18 protein-coding genes are annotated in these 19,680 nt (G+C 49.5%); 12 read left to right on the top strand and 6 right to left on the bottom strand.

Annotated features, from left to right (window positions below):
* The first annotated feature begins 8 nt into the window (after positions 1-8).
* Complete coding sequence (locus tag H6F88_RS17830) at positions 9-941, top strand: histone deacetylase (protein ID WP_190644077.1); 933 nt, start codon at positions 9-11, stop codon at positions 939-941.
* Here the strand turns inward: H6F88_RS17830 and H6F88_RS17825 are convergent.
* Positions 922-1,530 carry a DUF2721 domain-containing protein gene (locus H6F88_RS17825; protein ID WP_190644076.1) on the bottom strand — a complete coding sequence of 203 codons (609 nt, stop codon included), beginning with the start codon at positions 1,528-1,530 and terminating at the stop codon, positions 922-924. The two genes, H6F88_RS17830 and H6F88_RS17825, sit on opposite strands and share 20 nt — an antisense overlap.
* Positions 1,531-2,467: 937 nt before the next feature.
* Between H6F88_RS17825 and dnaN the strand changes: the two genes are divergently transcribed.
* From dnaN to H6F88_RS17790, 7 genes are all read left to right on the top strand, one after another.
* Positions 2,468-3,652 carry a DNA polymerase III subunit beta gene (dnaN, locus tag H6F88_RS17820; RefSeq protein ID WP_190644075.1) on the top strand — a complete coding sequence of 395 codons (1,185 nt, stop codon included), beginning with the start codon at positions 2,468-2,470 and terminating at the stop codon, positions 3,650-3,652.
* Between the two features lie 7 nt (positions 3,653-3,659).
* Positions 3,660-4,289, top strand: a complete 630-nt coding sequence (locus H6F88_RS17815; protein ID WP_190644074.1) for a type I restriction endonuclease subunit R — start codon at positions 3,660-3,662, stop codon at positions 4,287-4,289.
* Positions 4,290-4,464: 175 nt separating this feature from the next.
* Complete coding sequence (locus H6F88_RS17810) at positions 4,465-5,712, top strand: AmpG family muropeptide MFS transporter (protein ID WP_190644140.1); 1,248 nt, start codon at positions 4,465-4,467, stop codon at positions 5,710-5,712.
* Between the two features lie 68 nt (positions 5,713-5,780).
* Positions 5,781-6,008 carry a hypothetical protein gene (locus tag H6F88_RS17805; RefSeq protein WP_190644073.1) on the top strand — a complete coding sequence of 76 codons (228 nt, stop codon included), beginning with the start codon at positions 5,781-5,783 and terminating at the stop codon, positions 6,006-6,008.
* A gap of 18 nt (positions 6,009-6,026) precedes the next feature.
* A complete protein-coding gene (locus H6F88_RS17800; protein ID WP_347277710.1) occupies positions 6,027-6,518 on the top strand; it encodes a GNAT family N-acetyltransferase in 492 nt (163 codons plus the stop codon).
* Between the two features lie 158 nt (positions 6,519-6,676).
* Positions 6,677-7,378, top strand: a complete 702-nt coding sequence (locus tag H6F88_RS17795; protein WP_199333661.1) for a hypothetical protein — start codon at positions 6,677-6,679, stop codon at positions 7,376-7,378.
* A gap of 87 nt (positions 7,379-7,465) precedes the next feature.
* A complete protein-coding gene (locus tag H6F88_RS17790; RefSeq protein WP_190644072.1) occupies positions 7,466-8,893 on the top strand; it encodes a phosphoglucomutase/phosphomannomutase family protein in 1,428 nt (475 codons plus the stop codon).
* 111 nt (positions 8,894-9,004) lie between these two features.
* On the opposite strand, the gene H6F88_RS17785 is transcribed toward H6F88_RS17790, so the two are convergent.
* Together H6F88_RS17785 and H6F88_RS17780 are read right to left on the bottom strand one after the other, a co-directional pair.
* Positions 9,005-9,343 (bottom strand): YkvA family protein, encoded by a 339-nt coding sequence (locus H6F88_RS17785; RefSeq protein ID WP_190644071.1) that lies wholly within the window; start codon positions 9,341-9,343, stop codon positions 9,005-9,007.
* 229 nt (positions 9,344-9,572) lie between these two features.
* Complete coding sequence (locus H6F88_RS17780; protein WP_190644070.1) at positions 9,573-10,040, bottom strand: rhodanese-like domain-containing protein; 468 nt, start codon at positions 10,038-10,040, stop codon at positions 9,573-9,575.
* A gap of 253 nt (positions 10,041-10,293) precedes the next feature.
* Between H6F88_RS17780 and H6F88_RS17775 the strand changes: the two genes are divergently transcribed.
* Positions 10,294-11,241, top strand: coding sequence for a GUN4 domain-containing protein (locus H6F88_RS17775; RefSeq protein WP_190644069.1), 948 nt, complete (start codon positions 10,294-10,296; stop codon positions 11,239-11,241).
* 1 nt (position 11,242) lies between these two features.
* Here the strand turns inward: H6F88_RS17775 and accB are convergent, their stop codons facing one another.
* Positions 11,243-11,758, bottom strand: coding sequence for an acetyl-CoA carboxylase biotin carboxyl carrier protein (gene accB / locus H6F88_RS17770; protein WP_190644068.1), 516 nt, complete (start codon positions 11,756-11,758; stop codon positions 11,243-11,245).
* A 90-nt stretch (positions 11,759-11,848) separates the two neighbouring features.
* Positions 11,849-12,409, bottom strand: coding sequence for an elongation factor P (gene efp, locus H6F88_RS17765; RefSeq protein WP_190644067.1), 561 nt, complete (start codon positions 12,407-12,409; stop codon positions 11,849-11,851).
* A 211-nt stretch (positions 12,410-12,620) separates the two neighbouring features.
* Here efp and H6F88_RS17760 point away from each other — a divergent pair, with 211 nt between their 5' ends.
* From H6F88_RS17760 to H6F88_RS17750, 3 genes are all read left to right on the top strand, one after another.
* The gene (locus tag H6F88_RS17760; protein WP_190644066.1) at positions 12,621-13,814 is read left to right on the top strand and encodes a peptidylprolyl isomerase; all 1,194 of its coding nucleotides are present in this window, start codon (positions 12,621-12,623) and stop codon (positions 13,812-13,814) included.
* Between the two features lie 9 nt (positions 13,815-13,823).
* Entirely contained in the window at positions 13,824-14,849 is a 1,026-nt protein-coding gene (gene thiL, locus H6F88_RS17755; RefSeq protein ID WP_190644065.1) for a thiamine-phosphate kinase, read from the top strand.
* A gap of 117 nt (positions 14,850-14,966) precedes the next feature.
* Entirely contained in the window at positions 14,967-18,683 is a 3,717-nt protein-coding gene (locus H6F88_RS17750; protein ID WP_190644064.1) for a hydantoinase B/oxoprolinase family protein, read from the top strand.
* Here the strand turns inward: H6F88_RS17750 and H6F88_RS17745 are convergent.
* A complete protein-coding gene (locus H6F88_RS17745) occupies positions 18,680-19,573 on the bottom strand; it encodes an SDR family oxidoreductase (RefSeq protein ID WP_190644063.1) in 894 nt (297 codons plus the stop codon). The genes H6F88_RS17750 and H6F88_RS17745 overlap by 4 nt on opposite strands.
* Between the last annotated feature and the right edge of the window lie 107 nt (positions 19,574-19,680).

Below are 19,680 nucleotides of genomic sequence, written 5' to 3'. Positions count from 1 at the left end.
TACGTTAGATGGATCTGCCGTTCGTTTATCACCCTGATTACGTTGTACCTCTGCCACCTGGACATCGGTTCCCAATGGAGAAGTTTAGGCGGCTGTACCAAACCCTGCTGGCGGATGGAGTCGCTTCTGCATCCCAATTTCATCAGCCTGAAGCCCCGCCCCAGGAGTGGATCGAACTGGTGCATACACCGGAATACATTCGAGATTACTGCGAGGGAACGCTGGATGCCAAGGCTCAGCGGCGAATTGGCTTACCCTGGAGTCCGGCGCTGGTTCAGCGTACCTGCATTGCAGTGGGTGGCACAATTTTAACGGCACGACTGGCGCTAGAGCATGGGCTGGCTTGCAATACGGCAGGCGGCACCCATCACGCTTTTCCTAGCTACGGGTCAGGGTTCTGCATTTTTAATGATTTGGCGATCGCCGCCCGAGTTCTTCAGCAGCAAGGGTTAGTCCAAAAAGTCCTGATTGTAGACCTGGACGTGCATCAGGGAGACGGCACTGCATTCATTTTTCAGGACGACCCGACTGTTTTTACCTTCTCTATGCATTGCGAGGTGAATTTTCCCGGCACCAAGCAAACCAGCGACCTGGATGTGCCTTTACCCGTCGGCATGGAAGATGAGGAATATCTGCAAACCTTGGCGAAATATTTACCCGATTTGCTGTCTGGGTTTCAGCCCGACCTGGTGCTATACGACGCGGGAGTTGATCCACATTCGGGCGATCGCCTGGGCAAACTGGCTCTCAGCGACCGCGGCCTTTTTTGCCGGGAAATGCAGGTTTTGAGTACCTGTGCTGCCCAAGGCTATCCGGTCGCTTGTGTCATTGGCGGCGGCTATGGCGATGATTTTGAAGCACTGGTCTATCGTCACTCGCTGCTGCATCGAGCCGCCAGCGAGGTGTACAGCAGTAGCGGTATTAAATCACTCCGGTTTTAGGTTTTTGTTGCCTAGAGGATTTGGTCAGTTTAGGAAGTTTGCGAGTTGTTTTTTTGGGGAGGGGCGATCGCTTCTCCAACATTTCAGGTTTGCCTTCCAGTAAAGGTGTTTCCCCTGCATTGCCTAAGCTGAGCGCCCACTGGATCTCATTCCAGAGCGATCGCTTGGCTGCATGAAGGTCTGCCAACGCCAGCGCTAATCCCAGCAGCAGCATGACCAACCCAACGATAAATAGCACTAATGCTGCTGTAATCAGCCAATCCGCATTCGCGATCGTTCTCAGGGCAACGGTCAGCCCGCTCAACACAAACATGAACAGCGCATAGTGAATCACCAAAATGCTGCGATAGGCATCCTGATATTGCTGTCGCAACTGCCGCAGTTGGTGCTTGACCTGGAGCAAGCGATCGCCCCTGAGCAAAACCGAGCCGCCCATCAGCTCAGCATATTCCTGAGTGAGCGATCGCAGTTGCCTATGAGTTGCAGTGTGGCGCACCAGCAGTCCACCCAAAATCACTACGCACGCCGACACCATCAGCGCCGAATTTAGGACTAACTGAATCAACTGATTCGTTTGCTCAAGACTCATCCTGCCCTCTCCCGTTCAACCCTGGCATCTGCATCGCAGAACCAACAACGCATGAATATAGTACGAATGTACTAAAACCAGGCTGTTTAATCAAGCTCTAAACAGCACAAGCCCAATTCTTGACATTTTTATTGGTGCAGTTTCTGGAGCGACCTCATTACTCCTGCCAAAAATCGCTTCATTTACAGGCTAAACAACAAACTTTCGCCGAAAAGTTGCTATTCTTCAGAGATCTTTCTGTACAGAGCAGAGATATTTTCCAGCCAACCTGACGAAATTCATATAGAGGTTTTTCCTACGCTCCCTAAAGTAAACTTTTGTAGCGTTCTTAGATTAAGGAATATTAAGAGGAAAAATCCTGTGGAAAAGCACCATTTTTCTGTGGAAAACTTTGGGGAAACCAACGTGGAAAAGCCAGGGTTTAGGTGGAAATGCTAGATGAGTATAAATACTGTGTAAAACCCTCTTCTCTTTTTCCACAAGTTCTCCACAAGTTAGAAACTTTCAAGATCCCTATGCTGGCGTGATCCCCTGACTTTTTCCACATTTTCCACAGGCCCTACTACTACCGATCTCTTTTTAAAGATCCGATCCGGAATCCTTTAAAGTCACGGATGAATGCTTCAGATTCGACAAATTGAAAGGTTCAATTAAAGGCAGTAAGGGTGTTAGGATCTCGTTCCAAGCAGAACTTGTCCTTGGCTTTTCAGTGTACTAGTTGAAGTACTAGCTTTTGTACAACTAAATAGTACAAAGGATCTGATCTCTAAATACTGAACCGTTACAAAACAGTCCCGAACCGTTTACTAGCCAAGCCAGCTAACTCAAGTTAAAGCGTCCAAAAGTTGAAATCTCGCAGAGCATACCCAAGTTCCTTCAATCCGTCTTTGCCCCAGCAGCCCTCAATCCGACAGCCGCAAGCATCAATTTTTCACCCATGAAACTCATTTGTGCCCAAAACGAACTTAGTTCTCACCTTTCCCTGGTTAGCCGCGCTGTTCCTTCGCGTCCCAGCCATCCCGTTTTGGCAAATGTGCTGTTGAAGGCGGATGAGGAAACTCAGCGCGTCAGTCTCACTGGATTTGACTTGAGTTTGGGAGTGCAAACTAGCTTTGCGGCACAGGTTGAGGAAGGGGGGACGCTGACCCTACCTGCCAAGCTGCTGAGCGATATCGTTTCGCGTTTGCCCGATGGCGAAATTACTTTGGCAACTGAATCGGGTGATATGACCGCAACGTTGACCTGTGCCTTTGGGCGGTATCAGGTTCGCGGCATGGGTGCAGAAGAGTATCCCGAATTGCCAACGATTGAAGATGGGGATGTAACCTATTTGCCCGTTGAATCTTTGATCGAAGGGCTGCGCGGGTCGCTGTTCTCAACGAGTGCTGATGAAACTAAGCAGGTTTTAACTGGGGTGCATTTGACGGTGGAGCCGGATAGCCTGGAATTTGCCGCAACGGATGGACATCGTCTAGCGGTAGTCCAAACTGTGAATGTGGAACCGGATGAGGAGCCGTCCAGTGCAGCCAAGGCAAATGGCAAAGGAGCGACTGATGCAGAGGCAAAAGCCGAATTTGATGTGACGGTTCCAAGTAAAGCTCTCCGAGAACTGGAACGAATGCTGCAAGTGCATCAGGATACGGGGGCGATCGCCGTTCACTTTGACCAGGGGCAGTTAACCTTCGAGTGGGCAAATCAGCGCCTCACCAGCCGCTTACTCGAAGGACAATATCCCAACTATCGGCAACTGATTCCGCGTCAGTTTTCCCGCCAACTGACGGTTGAGCGTCGCCTATTTGTTGGTGCGTTAGAGCGAATTGCAGTCCTCGCAGACCAAAAAAACAGCATTGTGAAGCTGGAAATGAACAACGCTGAGCAAGAGTTAGTTTTGTCGGTAGACGCGGCTGACGTGGGCAGTGGACGCGAATCCGTCGCGGCGCAAATTTCTGGTGAAGACTTAGAAATCGCCTTCAACGTGAAATATCTGGTGGAAGGCCTGAAGGCTCTCAACACTACCGAAATTCAGATGCAGTTCAATACGGCAACCAGCCCGTCAATTCTCACTCCTTTAGGCGGCACGAAAATGACTTACCTGGTCATGCCGGTCCAGATCCGCAGCTGAGATACAAATGGTACAGAGCCTTGCAATCAGTAACCTCACGTTGCCGGAGCTAGAGGAAAAGCAGAATCTCAAGCTAACAGATGATCCTGAGTTTTTTGCGGAGTGGCATGAAGCTCTTCCCGAGTTGAGTGATGAGGAAAAACGCTATCTGGAGCAGGTACAGCAAGAGTATTTTGATCAAACTCGAATGGGGCAAATTTCTGAAGGTTTGATCAAGCTAATAGTGGTTTCTCCTTTGTTGCATCTAGCTGGGTTCTATCGATATCCGTTTGAGGTCAGGCTGGAGGAGCCAGTACAGATTGAAGTTACAGAAGCAAATGAACTTTGGAGAGGTCGAATTGATGCGCTGGTGATCAAAGACTTTTTCTGGGTTTTGGTAGTGGAGGCAAAAAATTCGGTCTTTGGCATTGATCGCGCAATCCCTCAGGCGTTGGGATATATGCTGGCAACTCCTCACCCTGCGCGATTGACCTATGGATTGGTAACCAACGGCAGCAGTTTTGCTTTCATTAAACTCATTCAAGAACCACAGCCTCGTTATGATGTCTCGGATGTGATGCTGCTATTGCCGGGACGTAATGTGCTTTTTAAGGTGCTACAGGTGATGAAGCAGATAGGAAGAATGACTGGTGAATGATTGTAAGGGTGACTCTTCCTGCAGGGGTTGGTGCATTAGCGGGAAACAAAGACTTTTTGATAATCGCTCTGTGGCAAGATGACTGAATCAGAAAGGAGGCATTTCTCCTGTCAGGAGCCGGAGGGCGATCGTGAAGTCAGTTGATTCTTTCTTTAAGGTTTTTCAGAGCCAGCGAATGGCAGCACTGCTGTTTCTGGGATTTGCGTCAGGACTGCCGCTGTTTTTGACGAGTAGGACGCTACAGTCCTGGATGACAGTTGAGGGAGTTGATCTAGCCTCGATTGGAGCCTTTAGTTTGGTGGGGGTGCCCTATTCGCTGAAGTTTCTCTGGTCGCCGTTGATCGATCGCTACATGCCACCATTCTTGGGTCGTCGTCGGGGTTGGCTGGTGATTACGCAAGTGGGTTTAACACTAGCGATCGCCGCTATGGCTCTGCAAAACCCAGCTCAAGCGCTCCAGCTTCTTGCCGTGAATGCATTGCTGATCGCGTTTCTTAGCGCCAGTCAAGATATTGCGTTTGATGCTTACCGCACCGATGTGCTGGAAGAGCGAGAAATGGGAGCCGGAGCAGCCGTTGCCGTTTTGGGGTATCGGGTTGCGCTGCTGTTGACAGGTTCCCTGGCGCTTATCCTGGCAGACCGAATTCCCTGGACGGCAGTTTATCTGTGTCTGGCAGGGCTGATGGCAATTAGTATTGTTTTCTCCATTTGGGCACCGGAACCGATTTTGCGCGATCGCCCGCCATCCTCTTTGGCAGAAGCGATCAAAATGCCCTTCCTGGAATTTTTTCAGCGATCGGGGTTGTTCCAGGGTATCGCTATTCTAGTTTTCATCGTTCTCTATAAACTGGGCGATGCGCTAGTCAACAATATGTCCCTGCCATTTCTGCTGCAGGCGGGCTTTAGTCAAACTGATATTGGTGCCATCCAGGGTGGAATGGGTCTGCTGGCAACAATCGTAGGTGTGTTGGCGGGTGGTGCAGTTTTAAGCCAATTGGGAATTAACCGTTCCCTCTGGATTTTTGGTGGACTTCAGGCAGTTAGCAACCTGACTTACCTCATCCTGGCGCAAATCGGACGAAACTATCCCTTCATGGTTGTAGCGATCAATATCGAAAACTTCTGTGCTGGCTTGGGAACCGCTGCCTTTGTGGCATTTCTGATGAGCCTTTGTAATCAGCGATTTTCGGCGACGCAGTTTGCCTTGCTGTCTAGCTTAATGGCAGTCAGCCGCGATATTTTGGTGGCTCCAGCCGGAAGGATTGTAGAACTTACAGGGTGGACAACTTTTTTCCTATTGACTCTGATTGTGGCTTTGCCGGGGCTGTTGCTGTTGCCGCTGTTTGCTCCCTGGCATCCGCGTCCGTTAGCAGTTCCTAGACCGGGCTTAGGAGATGTCGAGGATAGCGATCACTCAGAATGAATGGTAGTAGGATGGATGAAAGAGCTTTATAAAACTTGAGATTTTTTCTTAAAATCCCTTCACCCATCATGGCTATTTTTCGTCAATATATTGCGCCGCTTTTAGTTGTCCTGGTTTTTGTGGTTGCCCTCGTTGCCGTCAGTGCGCGAATTTTCCTGCCTTCTGACATGATGGCTCCCGCTCCTATTGAGCAGCCAGAGGAGCAAGCACAAGCCGCAGACACCGAAGCCGTTGCAGATTTGCCTCCCACATTAGAAATTTTGGTGCATGGCTTGCCCGAAGCGGCTTCCTTTTAGCGTCGCTGGGTTTTAGCTGTGGCAATTCCCGCCGATTATGTGCTTTGGTCAGGTTCGGGGCTGGATCGGGCGCTGTTGGTGAAGTTTATGCAGCGCACGTATCAGGAGCTATATCCTGATCAGTCCTTTGCTCATCTTGCGCGAACTGTTGAGCAGTATTTTTCTAAGGAAACGCCGCTCTGGTGGATTGGGCACTCCGATGCTCATAAGCCTGAATTTGGTACGGGAACTTATGCGCGATCGCCAATTGCTTGCTTGTGGTTAGGAAACGCTATTGATCAGGTAAAAGGCGATCGCCACTCTCATATTTTCTTGCTTTATGTGCTGCCTGCTCATCGTCGTAAAGGAATTGGGTCAGCATTGATGCACCATGCGGAGGAGTGGGCAAGGGAGAGGGGCGATCGTCAAATGGGTCTACAGGTTTTTGTTGCAAATCAACCTGCGATTAGCCTTTACCAGAAACTAGGTTATACTTCCCAATCTGTATGGATGGTGAAACCTCTGATTTAACGGATGCCGGACTAACCTCGATAGATTTCTACTAGGCGATCGCTCCATTTATTTCGTATTTTCAACCAGAGCGAGAAGGGGGAACTAAGTTGCTCAAATTGCTTCCGTTGATCTAAGGTTACTTGTTACGATTCCATTGAAATTTCAGTTAGACGTTTGTGAAAAAGTACTTAATTTTCTCTGGTATTTTGCTGGGGTTGGCGGGTTGCGGTACTGTTCCTCCCGTCAGTCCAGAAGCTTCTGTGCCAGATAGCACGCCTGCTGCTGAAGAAGTTGCTCCGTCTCCCAGTTCTACTCCTTCAGTATCAGAGACAGCTGTTTCCGATGAGCGACGCATCTCAGCCGAGGGAATTGGGCTAGCCAAATTAGGAATGACCCTGGGCGAGTTAAAGCAGGCGTTGGGAGCAGAAACCGAGTTTGTGGTTGAGTCTCCTTTTATTGCAGACTTTGATGCGATCGCCGTTCGTCAAGCTGGCGAAGTTCAGTTTTACATTCTCTATCTGCCAGGTGGAACCTTTACAGATGAAGATGTGATTCAAGGATTAATGACTGATAATCCTAAGTTTCTCACTGGTGAATCAGTGGGTCCGGGAGTGGCGATCGCCCAAGCAGAATCATCCTACGGTAAAGCAACGCTTTCCTATAACACGCAAAATGAAGGGCGGGAATACGTCCGTTTTGAGAATCATCCTGCCTCTAACCTTTCTTTTGGAACGGGCAATTTCAATCAGCAAACTGCTGGCATTTATCCTTCGACAACCGCTGACTTTAACGAAACTCAAGATTTTCAACCAACCGCTACGATTACCTCAGTGTTGGTGGTTTGTCTAGCTGAGAGCTGTGTAGGTTCAGGAAATTAGTAGACGCAGCAATAGTCATCAGAGATGGCGAGTGGAGAGTCGAGCGTAAAGCGCTATATTCGACTCAGGTGAGGGAGGAAAGGCAGAATGAAGGCAGCCAACGATACAAGCCAAATTTGGTTTGGCACGGACGGCTGGCGTGGAATCATTGCGGATGATTTTACCTTTGCCAATGTGTGTAGAGTCACACGGGCGATCGCCCATTATCTAGAAACTGCCTATTCCAAATCGCGTCCTGTTTTGATTGCCTATGACACTCGCTTCCTTGCCGATCAATTTGCCAAAACAGCAGCAGCAGTGCTGGCAGATGCAGGCTGGACAGTCAAACTGGTAGAGCGAGATTGCCCAACTCCAGCGATCGCCTACAGCGCCAAATTGCTCAACTCGGCAGGCGCGCTCATGTTCACAGCCAGCCATAATCCAGCCGTGTATTGCGGCATCAAATATATCCCTGACTATGCTGGCCCGGCTACGTCAAAAATTACCGACGCGATCGTAGCTCAGCTTGATCGGGCATCGACTGGACCTCCCAGCGGCGAGCGGACTGATCAGATTTCTACCTTTGACCCTAAACCTAACTACCTCCGGTTCTTATACACGCTGCTGGATGTCGAGCGGATTTGCAAAGCTAATCTACAGGTCAAATATGATGCACTGTTCTCGACTTCGCGTGGCTATTTGGATGTCGCGTTAAGCCACTGCGGTTGTCAGACCGAAACCTTCCATATGCAGCGAGATGTGCTGTTTGGTGGCGGCATTCCTGAACCCAAAGGCAAGCAATTGAGGGGCTTGGTGAAAGCAGTGCAGCAGGATAAGGCGGCTCTAGGAGTCGCTACCGATGGAGATAGCGATCGCTTTGGCATTGTGGATGATCAGGGAAATATTCTCACGCCCAACGCAATTTTGCTGCTGCTGACGCGCCATTTGGTTGAGCAGAGGGGCAAGACGGGGGCGATCGCTCGGACGGTTGCCACAACCCATCTGCTTGATAATTTAGCGCTGAAATATGGGCTGGAGCTTTATGAAACGCCAGTCGGATTCAAGCACATCGGCGAAAAAATGCGAACTGCCAACGTGCTAATTGGCGGTGAGGAGTCAGGCGGGCTGAGCATTGCAGGACACATTCCTGAAAAGGATGGGGTACTAGCAGCCCTGCTCGTGGTGGAGGCGATCGCCTACGCAGGCAAACCGCTGAGCCAACTGGTAGAAGAGGCGATCGCGGATGCAGGAGGCCCTCGTTATGAACACCGGCTCGACTTTCGTCTGAGTAATTCTCACAAAGCAGCTCTGATGGATACCTTCAGCCAAAATCCGCCAGCCGACATCGCCGGAATCAGGGTTAAGCAGATCGGTCGCAAGGATGGAATTAAACTCTACCTGGAAGATGGCAGTTGGGTATTACTGCGTCCGTCTGGTACAGAACCTTTAATGCGAGTTTATTTGGAGACGGATGATTTAGAGAAACAGGCGAGCATTGCGGCTCATCTAGAACGTCAGGTTAGCCAATCCTTTTAGGACAAATTTGGGCAAAAAAAAGGACAGAGCTTTGCCCTGTCCCCTTCATTAAGGAAAACGTTGAATCGTGTCTCTACAGAAGGTTAAATCTCAAATTTTTAGGAGGTTCGGCTACTCAACGGGGATGGCATCAACGGTAACAGGTTCCTGATCTACGCTTGAGGCGACCCGATCGCTACCTGCTGCAACTGCATCTTCATCTTTGCGATTTCTAACCCGCTCGATCATCAATTGAGATAGCTCTGACACCAGTAGAGTCATTAGCATTACATCATCGATCTGCCCAATCACCGGGATGAAATCTGGAGCAATGTCAATGGGGCTGAAAAAGTAAGCCAGAGTTCCTAAGATGATCCACCAGCGATATTTAGGATTGCGAATGGTGCTGCGGTACCACTGATAAATCGATTGAACAAAAGATTTTTGATTGCCTGGTTGGTTGCTTGTCATAGGAAGTTCCTCCGGTTACTTCTTAATTTTGGCGAATTTGTCCCAAGAGGTCCGGTACAGATATCCGTCTGTTTTGGTCTGGAGAATCCCACCGACAAAAGTTCGAAAGCTAAATTTCCTCCATGTGCTTCTGATAAATCTGCATAAATGCACTTGATCTTCTCAGAATAAATTGTTGATTTTGAGCAAACGCTTTTGAGCAAATTCGATAGCAGTTTTTATTGTTTGACTACGGTTCGTAAGCATGAAATTTAGCATCTAAAAGTCTTCCCCAGAGCGAATTGTAAGGATGGACCTGTTGAACAATCTGTCCGTTTCGGTAAACGGGTCTGCCTTGATTTGCCCATTGAAAGATTGATCCCTTCAAGTTGACCACGTTGGAGTAGCCCGCCGCTTGTAAGCGAGAGGCGATCGCTGACGACCGATATCCGACTGAGCAGTACGTCACAATTGGCGTGTTCAAAGGGAGTCTTAGGCTCTCGAATATTTCCAGCTTAGGATCAACTTGCCGGGCGTTAGCTAAATGACTAACCGCAAATTCTGCCGGGTTGCGCGTATCCAGCAAAATTAGCTGGGGCAAATCTGTCTGCTCTAGTCTCGCTGCCAGTTCTTCAGATTCAATTTGCCGAACTGCTGGAAACTGAGTGTGAATCATGCGCTCAAGGGCAGCCCAACTGATGCGATCGATTAAATTCATAAACCATACTCTCTAACAGCAAATCTTTAGGGAATTGATATGAATTAGTCATGTATTCAATGGCTTAAACCGAGTTAAGTAGCCAACGAAATTAGAAGCGATCGCCCTAAGTTTTGTCATGATGCAGTTGCTAGCTTTGAAGATTCTAGTTGAGTTTTTGAGGATATCCGGACTGAAATAAACCTGGTCTGTAAACTACAAAAGCTAATCTGTTTGAGTTTCAAGCAATTTACCCTATCTCAGTTGATTTCTTATGGATTGTGCCTACTACTACCAGATTCTTGACCTTAAGCCCGGTGCATCAAAGCATGAAGTGAAACAGGCATACAAGGATTTGATTGTTGTTTGGCATCCTGACCGCTTCACGCACAATCCCAGGCTCCAGCAGAAAGCCCAGGAAAAGGTGAAGGAAATTAATGCAGCTTATGCTTTTCTAAAGTCCTATGACTTCGCTCCTGAAATGGGCTTTTCAACACCCTATAATGAGCCCCGCTACAACGAGCCTCCTCAAAATTCTGCTGACAACTTTACTTATCAAAATCCTCAAAGTACGTCTTACCAAAGTCCGAACTATCAAAATACGTCTTACCAAAACGCAACTTATTCAGATTGGGCTCACCAGAACACAACTTACCAAGAAAACACAACTTACCAAGAAAACACGGCTTATCAAGAAAACACAACTTATCAAGCACAACCTCAATCAACCGATTTAAGTTACTTGCAGCTACTCATGGCATCGGGTCGTTGGAAAGATGCAGACCTTGAGACTAAAGCAATCTTGCTGAAGATTATGAATCGCGAAGAAGCGGGTTGGCTCAGTGAAGAAGATGTGAGAAATTTGCCTGTTGCAACACTTGCTGCGATCGATCGCCTTTGGGTCAAATATAGCAATGGCCGCTTTGGGTTTAGCACTCAAAGCAAAATTTGGCGTGAGCTAAACTGCAAAACAGACTCCTGGCTGTTTGCCCAAAGCAAGAGTGAATGCAAATTTGGAGCGCAAATTGGCTGGTATGTAAATAATATTTGGCTGCTCCAGTGGGATACGTTCAAATATGGCTTTCGTGCCCCTGCAGGTAGCCTACCAAGGGAGTACATTTTTGCCCTGAACGGCTGGTGGAGCTATTCCCAAAACTTGAGTAGTCACTTGCTGTGGCGATTTGAGGAAGTATTCTTGCGGCTAGAACCCGCTGATGTTTAATCTAGCCAGGGTTGACTCGCATCAGAGCTTGCCCGTATTCTACGGGCTCTCCGTTTTGCACCAAAATTTCTACAATTTCGCCGGATACTTCGGCTTCTAGCTCGTTCATCAGCTTCATCGCTTCGATGATGCAGACAGTTTGCCCTGGGCGAATGCGATCGCCCACTTCTACAAAAGGTGACTCGTCTGGACCGGGCGCACGGTAGAAGGTGCCGACCATAGGCGACATCACGTCGACCAGGCGATCGCTTGCAGGAGGGGCAGGGGTCGGCACTGAAGCGGTGACGCTAACATCGGCTGTCGTCGTAGCTGCCCCAGGAGTTGGGGAATGCAAAATCGCTACGGGTGGCGCAAAGCCTTCTGCCCCAACAACACCGCTGGTTGGAGGGCGATCGCCAATTTGAGAGCCCTTCCGCACGACCAGCTCAAAGTCATCGCTCTTTAAAGTCAGTTCTGCTATATCCGTTTGATTTAGCACCGCCAGCAGTTGACGGAGTTCGTTAAAATCAAATTCCACTTATGTGACCCCTCAAAATAGGCAACAGGCAACAGGCTCGGGCTATGGCGCTTTTAGCCTATCGCCTGTCGCCATCACCCAGCTAAACCACTAATTCTCTCGTCCTAAGTATGTATCATTGCGGGTGTCAATCTTGATCCGTTCGCCAATTGAAATAAACAGCGGCACCATCACCTGAGCACCCGTTTCAACGATCGCGGGCTTGGTGCCTCCGGTTGCCGTATCACCCTTAACTCCTGGGTCAGTTTCCGTCACCTCCAGCACAACAGAGTTGGGCAGTTCAACTTCGATGACCTGCTCTCCCCAGCGCACAACGTTTACTTCCATACCTTCTTTCAGGTATTTGACGCGATCGCCAATCTGCTGGGCGTTGAGGCGTCCTTCCTCGTAAGTCTCCATATCCATGAAGACGTAATCGTCAGCTTCTTTGTAGGTGTGCTGCATTGTGCTTTTTTCAAGCGTTGCCTGAGGAACCGTCTCACCGGCCCGAAACGTCCGCTCGATCACGCTGCCAGTCTGAGCATTTTTTAGCTTAGTGCGGACGAATGCAGACCCTTTCCCTGGCTTGACGTGGAGGAATTCAACCACCTTCCACACGGAGCCATCTAGCTCAATGCTGACACCTGGGCGAAAGTCATTGCTGGAAATCATGAATCTTTTGAAGGAGAACAATTGGCAACTTATTGTACCGCTCAAGTGGGTGCGTCTTCACTTTCCTGAGAAGCATTTTGGGGATTGGAGATTAGGGGAGAGGGAATGGCGATCGCCATTCCCTCTCCCCATTCCCGCACTGTGGCAAGATTAAACATGGGGTTGTTCCAAAAAATCCCCGCTCTCATGCCGAGTTCTTTAAGCAATTCTGATGACTATCGCTCTTGCAAAAACGGCTAGTGAATCCCCCAAGACGAGTTCAACTGAACTTTGCAAGAGGTTTGCCAGCTTCCTTAGCCCCTACCTCAAAGCCGGAGTCTTGATCGCAGTGCAGGCTACTCTGTTTCTGGGACTCAGTACAACTTGGTGCGTTAGCCCAGCCTCAGCGGATGTGTTGATTAGCGCTTTGCCGCCTGGTAATGCCATTACTGATGGCAAAGCGTTGCTTAGATATGCATTGCCGATTGACAACACTGCCGTGCGACGAATTCAAACCAGCATTGAAGAAATTTCGGAAGTGCTGCGGGCGCGCAGACGATTTGGTGCAATCAACGGCAATTTGGCTCAAGCCGAACGAATTCTCAATTCGCGTCGTTCAGAATTGCTGACTACCGTTCCCGATGAGAACAAGCCTCAAGCAGAATATCTTGTCCTGCAATTGCAGAATGAGATCAACGCTATGCGGCAAGACGTCGAAAGCAAAGACAAAGAAGCGATCTGGATTCGACGGGGCAAAATGTTGGACATGGTCGGTCAGCTCGAAGAGTTGATGGTGCAAGATTTTCCCTTTGAGGTGCCTGCTGAATACAGCAATTTGCCCCAACTTAAGGGTCGTGCCACGGTTGAGGTTGAAACCAGTAAAGGCACGATGACGCTGGTTGTGGATGGCTATAGTGCTCCTGTCACCGCTGGAAATTTTGTCGATTTGGTGCAGCGTGGCTTCTATGACGGGCTAGAGTTTACCCGTGCAGAAGACTTTTATGTCGTGCAAATCGGCGATCCACCCGGAGAAGAAGAAGGCTTTATTGATCCGAACACGGGTGAATATCGGGCAATTCCTTTGGAAGTTTTGGTAGAAGGTGACACTGAGCCGACTTATGGAATCACGCTAGAGGATGCAGGACGCTATCTGGATAAGCCCGTACTACCTTTCTCTGCCTACGGCACGTTGGGAATGGCTCGTCCCGGTGAGGATGCCAATGGAGGTTCGTCGCAATTCTTTTTCTTCCTGTTTGAGCCAGAATTGACTCCTGCTGGGCTGAATTTGCTGGATGGACGTTATGCGGTCTTTGGCTACGTCATCGAGAATAAGGAAGTTCTAGAACAACTCAAGCAAGGCGACAAGATTATCTCTGCCAAAGTCGTCAAAGGCGCTGAAAATCTGGTAGAGCCGCAAGCTGCTTAAAGTTGTCTCATGTTGATTCGTGATTTGGGGGAGCAGGCGCTTTTGCAAAAGTTGCAGCGTTTTTGCCCCCCTGCTGTAGTTGGTGATGATGCAGCACTGATGGCTGTGGCGATGGGCCAGTCGGTTGTGGTCACGACCGATATCCTGGTTGACGGAGTGCATTTCAGTGTGGGACTGGCATCTCCGGGTGTGCATACGACTTCTCCGGCAGATGTGGGATGGCGGGCGGCGATCGCCAACCTCTCCGACCTAGCCGCAATGGGTGCTTCTCCCTTGGGAATTACGGTTGGGCTGGGTTTGCCAGGAGACTTGCCCGTGAGCTGGGTAGAACAGCTTTACCAGGGCCTAGCTGATTGTTTGGCGCAATACAATACGCCGATTGTGGGTGGGGATGTGTGCCGCTCGACGGTGTTAACGGTGGCAATTGCTGCCTTTGGTCAGGTCTTTCCGGATCAAGCAATCCTTCGTTCTCAGGCGCAACCGGGAGATGCAATTCTGGTGACGGGCGTTCATGGAGCCTCGCGGGCTGGGTTGGAACTGTTACTGAATCCCGATGCGGGGGTGGGGCTGAGTGGGGGCGATCGCGATCAGCTCATCAAAGCGCACCAACGTCCTGCTGCACGTTTAGACATTCTGCCAATCTTGCAAGAGGTTTATTCCCTCCAATCTCCCGTCCAAATTCCCTTTAGGCTGGCTGGGATGGATAGCAGTGATGGGCTAGCAGATGCCGTCCTACAAATTTGTCGAGCTAGCAGTGTAGGAGCCAAGTTGGAAAGGGCAAAAATTCCTATGCCGTCTGCTTTTAAGCAATGGCTTTCTCCAGAGCAAGCGCTGGATTGGGCTTTGTACGGGGGGGAAGATTTTGAACTGGTGCTGTGTTTGCCTCCTGATCTGGCTGAGGTGATAGGGCAGCGTTTGGGTAATGGAGCGGCGATTGTTGGCAGTATTGTTGCAGGCAGCGAAGTTTGGTTAAGCCAGAGCAATGGACAGCCTGATGTTGCCCTTAACCTCAATCAAGGATTTCAACATTTTTAATTTTGCAGCGCTGACAACCCTCGAATTACTGGTCGTTCAGCATGTTGCGGTGATTTTCAACAGGTGTCATACAATCAAGTGAAATTGTCATGGCATTAGCCCAGTGAGCACTGCTCTATGCTGAAAGTTTTTGCCGATCGCGGGGGTACGTTTACTGACTTGGTTGCCGTGACGGATGATGAGGCGATCGCCCGTCACCTCTCTCATTCTCCTGAACGGTTTCAGGTTGTCTCGCTGCCTGATCATCAGTGGGTGATTGTCTACAAACTGTTGTCAGAGAATCCAGAACGATATCAGGATGCAGTGATCCAAGGCATTCGAGACATTTTAGGAATTGCCTCTGATGAACCCATTCCATCAGGAGCGGTTGAGGTGGTGAAGATGGGAACAACGGTAGCGACCAATGCCCTGTTAGAGCGAAAAGGCGATCGCACTCTTCTGTTAATCACAAAAGGCTTTCGAGATGCCCTGAAAATTGGTTATCAAAATCGTCCAAATATCTTTGCGCGTCATATTGTTTTACCCGAAATGGTGTACGAACAGGTGATTGAAGCCGAGGAGCGCTACACGGCACAAGGTGAAGAACTCATTGCCATCAGCCCTGAAGAAATAGCCCGCTTAACTCAAGCATTGCAAGTTGCTTTTGAAAATGGCATTCGTGCCTGTGCGATTGTGTTTTTGCATGGCTACCGCTATCCCAAACATGAGCAACAGGTGATGGCGATCGCCCAACAAATCGGCTTCACTCAGATCTCTGTTTCCCATGAAGTGAGTCCGTTAATGAAACTGGTGAGTCGAGGAGATACTACCGTTGTTGATGCCTATTTGTCTCCAATTTTGCGGCGATATGTAGAGCAGGTCGCAGCCAACCTCACCAAAACAGAAACTCACTCTACCAAACTGGAGTTCATGAAGTCGGATGGAGGACTCACTGATGCCCGACTGTTTCAAGGCAAAGACAGTATCCTTTCTGGCCCCGCTGGAGGAATTGTAGGAGCGGTCAAAACCAGCACTGCCGCAGGATTCAATCAAATTATTGGCTTTGATATGGGAGGCACCTCCACCGATGTCTCTCACTTTAACGGGGAGTATGAACGCACTTTTGAAACAGAAGTAGCCGGTGTGCGACTACGTGCCCCGATGATGTCGATTCACACGGTTGCGGCAGGGGGAGGCTCAATTCTGTTTTTTGATGGTTCTCGCTATCGAGTTGGACCAGAATCCGCAGGGGCAAACCCTGGCCCAGCCTGCTACCGCAAGGGTGGACCACTTGCAGTGACCGACTGTAATGTGATGTTAGGCAAAATTCAGCTAGAGTTTTTCCCCCATGTGTTTGGTGAAACAGGGAATTTGCCTTTGGATAATGCCATTGTGCAGCAAAAGTTTGCTGAGTTGAGTGCAGAAATTCACTCCAAAACAGGTGATTCCCGCACTTCAGAACAAGTGGCGGCAGGGTTTTTGGCGATCGCCATCGACAAAATGGCTAACGCAATCAAAAAGATATCGGTTCAGCGGGGTTATGACGTAACTGAGTACACTCTCTGCTGCTTTGGTGGCGCAGGTGGACAACATGCCTGCCTGATTGCTGAAGCGCTAGGCATGACGCAAATCTTTATTCATCCCTATGCAGGCGTACTGTCAGCTTATGGTATTGGTTTAGCTGACCTTCGTACCCTCAAAGAAAAAGCAGCAGAGGTTCGCTTAACTCCAGATACAATTCCTACGCTAAAGCAGATGTTGGAGGAGTTGAGTGCAGAAGCTCAGCAGGAAATCCTGGCACAGGGAGTGAGTGGCGATCGCATCCAAACCTTGCTCAAAACTCACCTTCGCTACGAAGGAACGGATTCTGCCCTGATCATAGACTTTGGTGATGCAGACACGACACGAACTCACTTTGAGCAGTCCTATCATCAGCGCTATGGCTTCACCATGCCTCACAAAGCCCTGATTGTGGAAGCTGTCTCAGTGGAAGCAATTGGACGAACCACGCCACTCACCGAACCTCTGCTCCCTACGGGCAGAACTACTCCGCTTAACCCGATCGCCACTGTCCAGATGTACACTCACGACACCTGGCACGACACCCCGGTTTACCAGCGAGAAGACCTGAAACCAGGCGATCGCCTCCCCGGTCCATCCCTAATTATTGAACCCACTGGCACTAACGTCATCGAACCTGGTTGGAGCGCAGAACTGACCCAGCGAAACCATTTGGTGTTAACCCAAACAAAGAGCAAAGAACAACGAACAAAAGACGAACCCCTTCTCATTTCCCAACCCTCAACCTCCAGCAAACCCGACCCTGTTCTTCTGGAAATTTTCAACAACCTATTTCGGGCGATCGCTGAAGAAATGGGCATCACATTACAAAACACCAGTTATTCCGTCAATATCAAAGAGCGGCTAGATTTCTCCTGTGCCATCTTTGACCAGCACGGTCAACTGGTTGCCAACGCGCCTCATATTCCAGTGCATCTCGGCTCTATGAGCGAGAGCGTCAGCAGTTTGATTCAAGCAAAAAGTGATGTTCTCAAATCCGGTGATGTTTACGTCTCCAACAACCCCTACAACGGTGGCACTCACCTTCCTGATATCACCGTTATCACTCCCGTTTTTGCCACTATAGCAACTTCCCATCCCTCTACTCCTCTCTTCTACGTTGCATCTCGCGGACACCACGCTGATATTGGTGGGATTACTCCTGGCTCTATGCCGCCTCACAGCACCTCAATGGAGCAAGAAGGAGTGTTAATTGATAACTTTCAGCTTGTGAATCAAGGAGAGTTTTGTGAATCTAAATTAGTTGATCTACTCACTTCTGGGGAGTATCCGGTTCGGAATGTTTCACAAAATATTGCTGACTTACAGGCTCAGGTTGCTGCGAATGAGCGAGGGTCACAGGAATTGCTGCGAATGGTCGAACACTATGGTTTAGAAACAGTGCGGGCTTACATGCAGCATGTGCAAAACAATGCAGAAGAGTCCGTGCGACGAGTGATTGATGTATTGCAGGATGGACAGTTTGTTTATCCAATGGATGACGACTGCGAGATTTGCGTGAAGATTACGATTAATCGGGGCGATCGCTCTGCCCACGTTGATTTCACAGGCACTTCACCCCAACAGCAGAGCAATCTAAATGCACCTCTGGCGATCTGCAAAGCGGTTGTCTTGTATGTGTTTCGCACCCTTGTGGAAGATGATATTCCGCTCAATGCGGGATGCTTGAAACCTTTGGAAATTACCATTCCCGATGGCTGCATGTTAAATCCACATTATCCTGCTGCTGTAGTTGCGGGAAATGTGGAGACTTCACAGGCGATCGCCAACTCACTCTACGGTGCTCTCGGTGTTATGGCGGCAGCCCAAGGCACGATGAACAATTTCACCTTTGGCAATGAGCAGCACCAATACTACGAAACTATTTGTGGTGGCTCTGGCGCTGGAGCAACGTTTGACGGAACCGATGCCGTGCAAACTCACATGACTAACTCACGACTCACCGATCCAGAGGTATTGGAATGGCGGTTTCCCGTGTTGCTAGAAGAGTTTGCAATTCGGCACAACAGTGGCGGCAAAGGACACCATTCGGGAGGTAATGGCGTGATTCGCCGTATCCGTTTTCGCGAAACGATGACTGCCGCAATTCTCTCAGGGCATCGGATCATTCCCCCCTTTGGGTTGCAGGGAGGTGAACCTGGGGCGATCGGTCGTAACTTTGTAGAACGAAAGGATGGGGCGATCGCCTCTCTACCCGGTAAGGCAGAAGTACAGGTACATTCAGGTGATCTGTTTGTAATTGAAACTCCCGGTGGTGGTGGCTTTGGTGCCTAAGCCTGAGCTGGCACATACCGTCTGATGTAACTATCCAGGGTTTCCATTCTCATGTTGAAGACCGATTCTAATCGCTCGATTTCGGTAGCAGTGCAGTAAAACTCATTCGAGAGCAATGTCCGAAAAGTTCCCAGCGCTTGCTTTGCTTCAGGATTAAAGAATCCTACGACGGTGCGAATCCCATCCACAGCGCCAATGGGCGGATTAATTACAACGGGTTCCTGATTAAAAATCTGTTCAAAGATTTTTGGAATGTTGCCTCGCTCAATAATCTCTGGCCCACCAACCGCAAAGATTTGATTGCGGGCGGCGTCAATGGCTACGGAATCTACTGCAATTCGGGCTAAATCATCGGTGCTGACGATCGACGAGCGAATTCTCAGGTCACCAATGGTGAAATAAATGCCGGATTGTTTAAACCGCTCTGCCAAGGGCACAATGTTAGAAGCAAAGCCGGATGGACGCAGGATTGTGTAGTTGAGTCCGCTAGCTTGCAAGTAGTTTTCAACTGCCCGCTTTGCTTTAAATGTCGGTGCGTCTTCATAGCCGCGATCGGCTCCCAGCACGGAAATGAAGACAAAATGCTCAACTCCGGCAGCTTTTGCTGCATCAATTAAGTCAATATTGGCGCGATAGTCCAGCGTTTCAGCAGTGCCACCACCGGCTTCGCTTGCACCGTGAGTGCTAATCACATAGCGAATGCCCTGGCAGGCTTTTTGAATATCTCGCTCTTTCAACAGATCGCCAACAAAAATTTCTGCGCCACGACTTTCAAGTTCTGCATAGCGCGAGGTCAGACGCGCGAAGGCTCTGACGGGTTTTTCTTCTTCTCGCAACCGCTTAACGACGCGGGTGCCGAGATCTCCGGTGGCTCCAGTAACTAGAAACATGGGGATTGGGGGGTGAGGATTAGGGACTGGGGGCTAGAGGCAGATTGTATATGCTTCTTCCCGTAGGGTAGCTCAAGATTTATGTGAGGTGTGCGATCGCTCCACTC

Origin of the sequence: Oculatella sp. FACHB-28 (assembly GCF_014696015.1) — a bacterium.
Classification (GTDB): domain Bacteria; phylum Cyanobacteriota; class Cyanobacteriia; order Elainellales; family Elainellaceae; genus JAAUTN01.
Note: the sequence above shows the minus strand (reverse complement) of the source record. Positions and strands in the feature narration are given on the sequence as shown.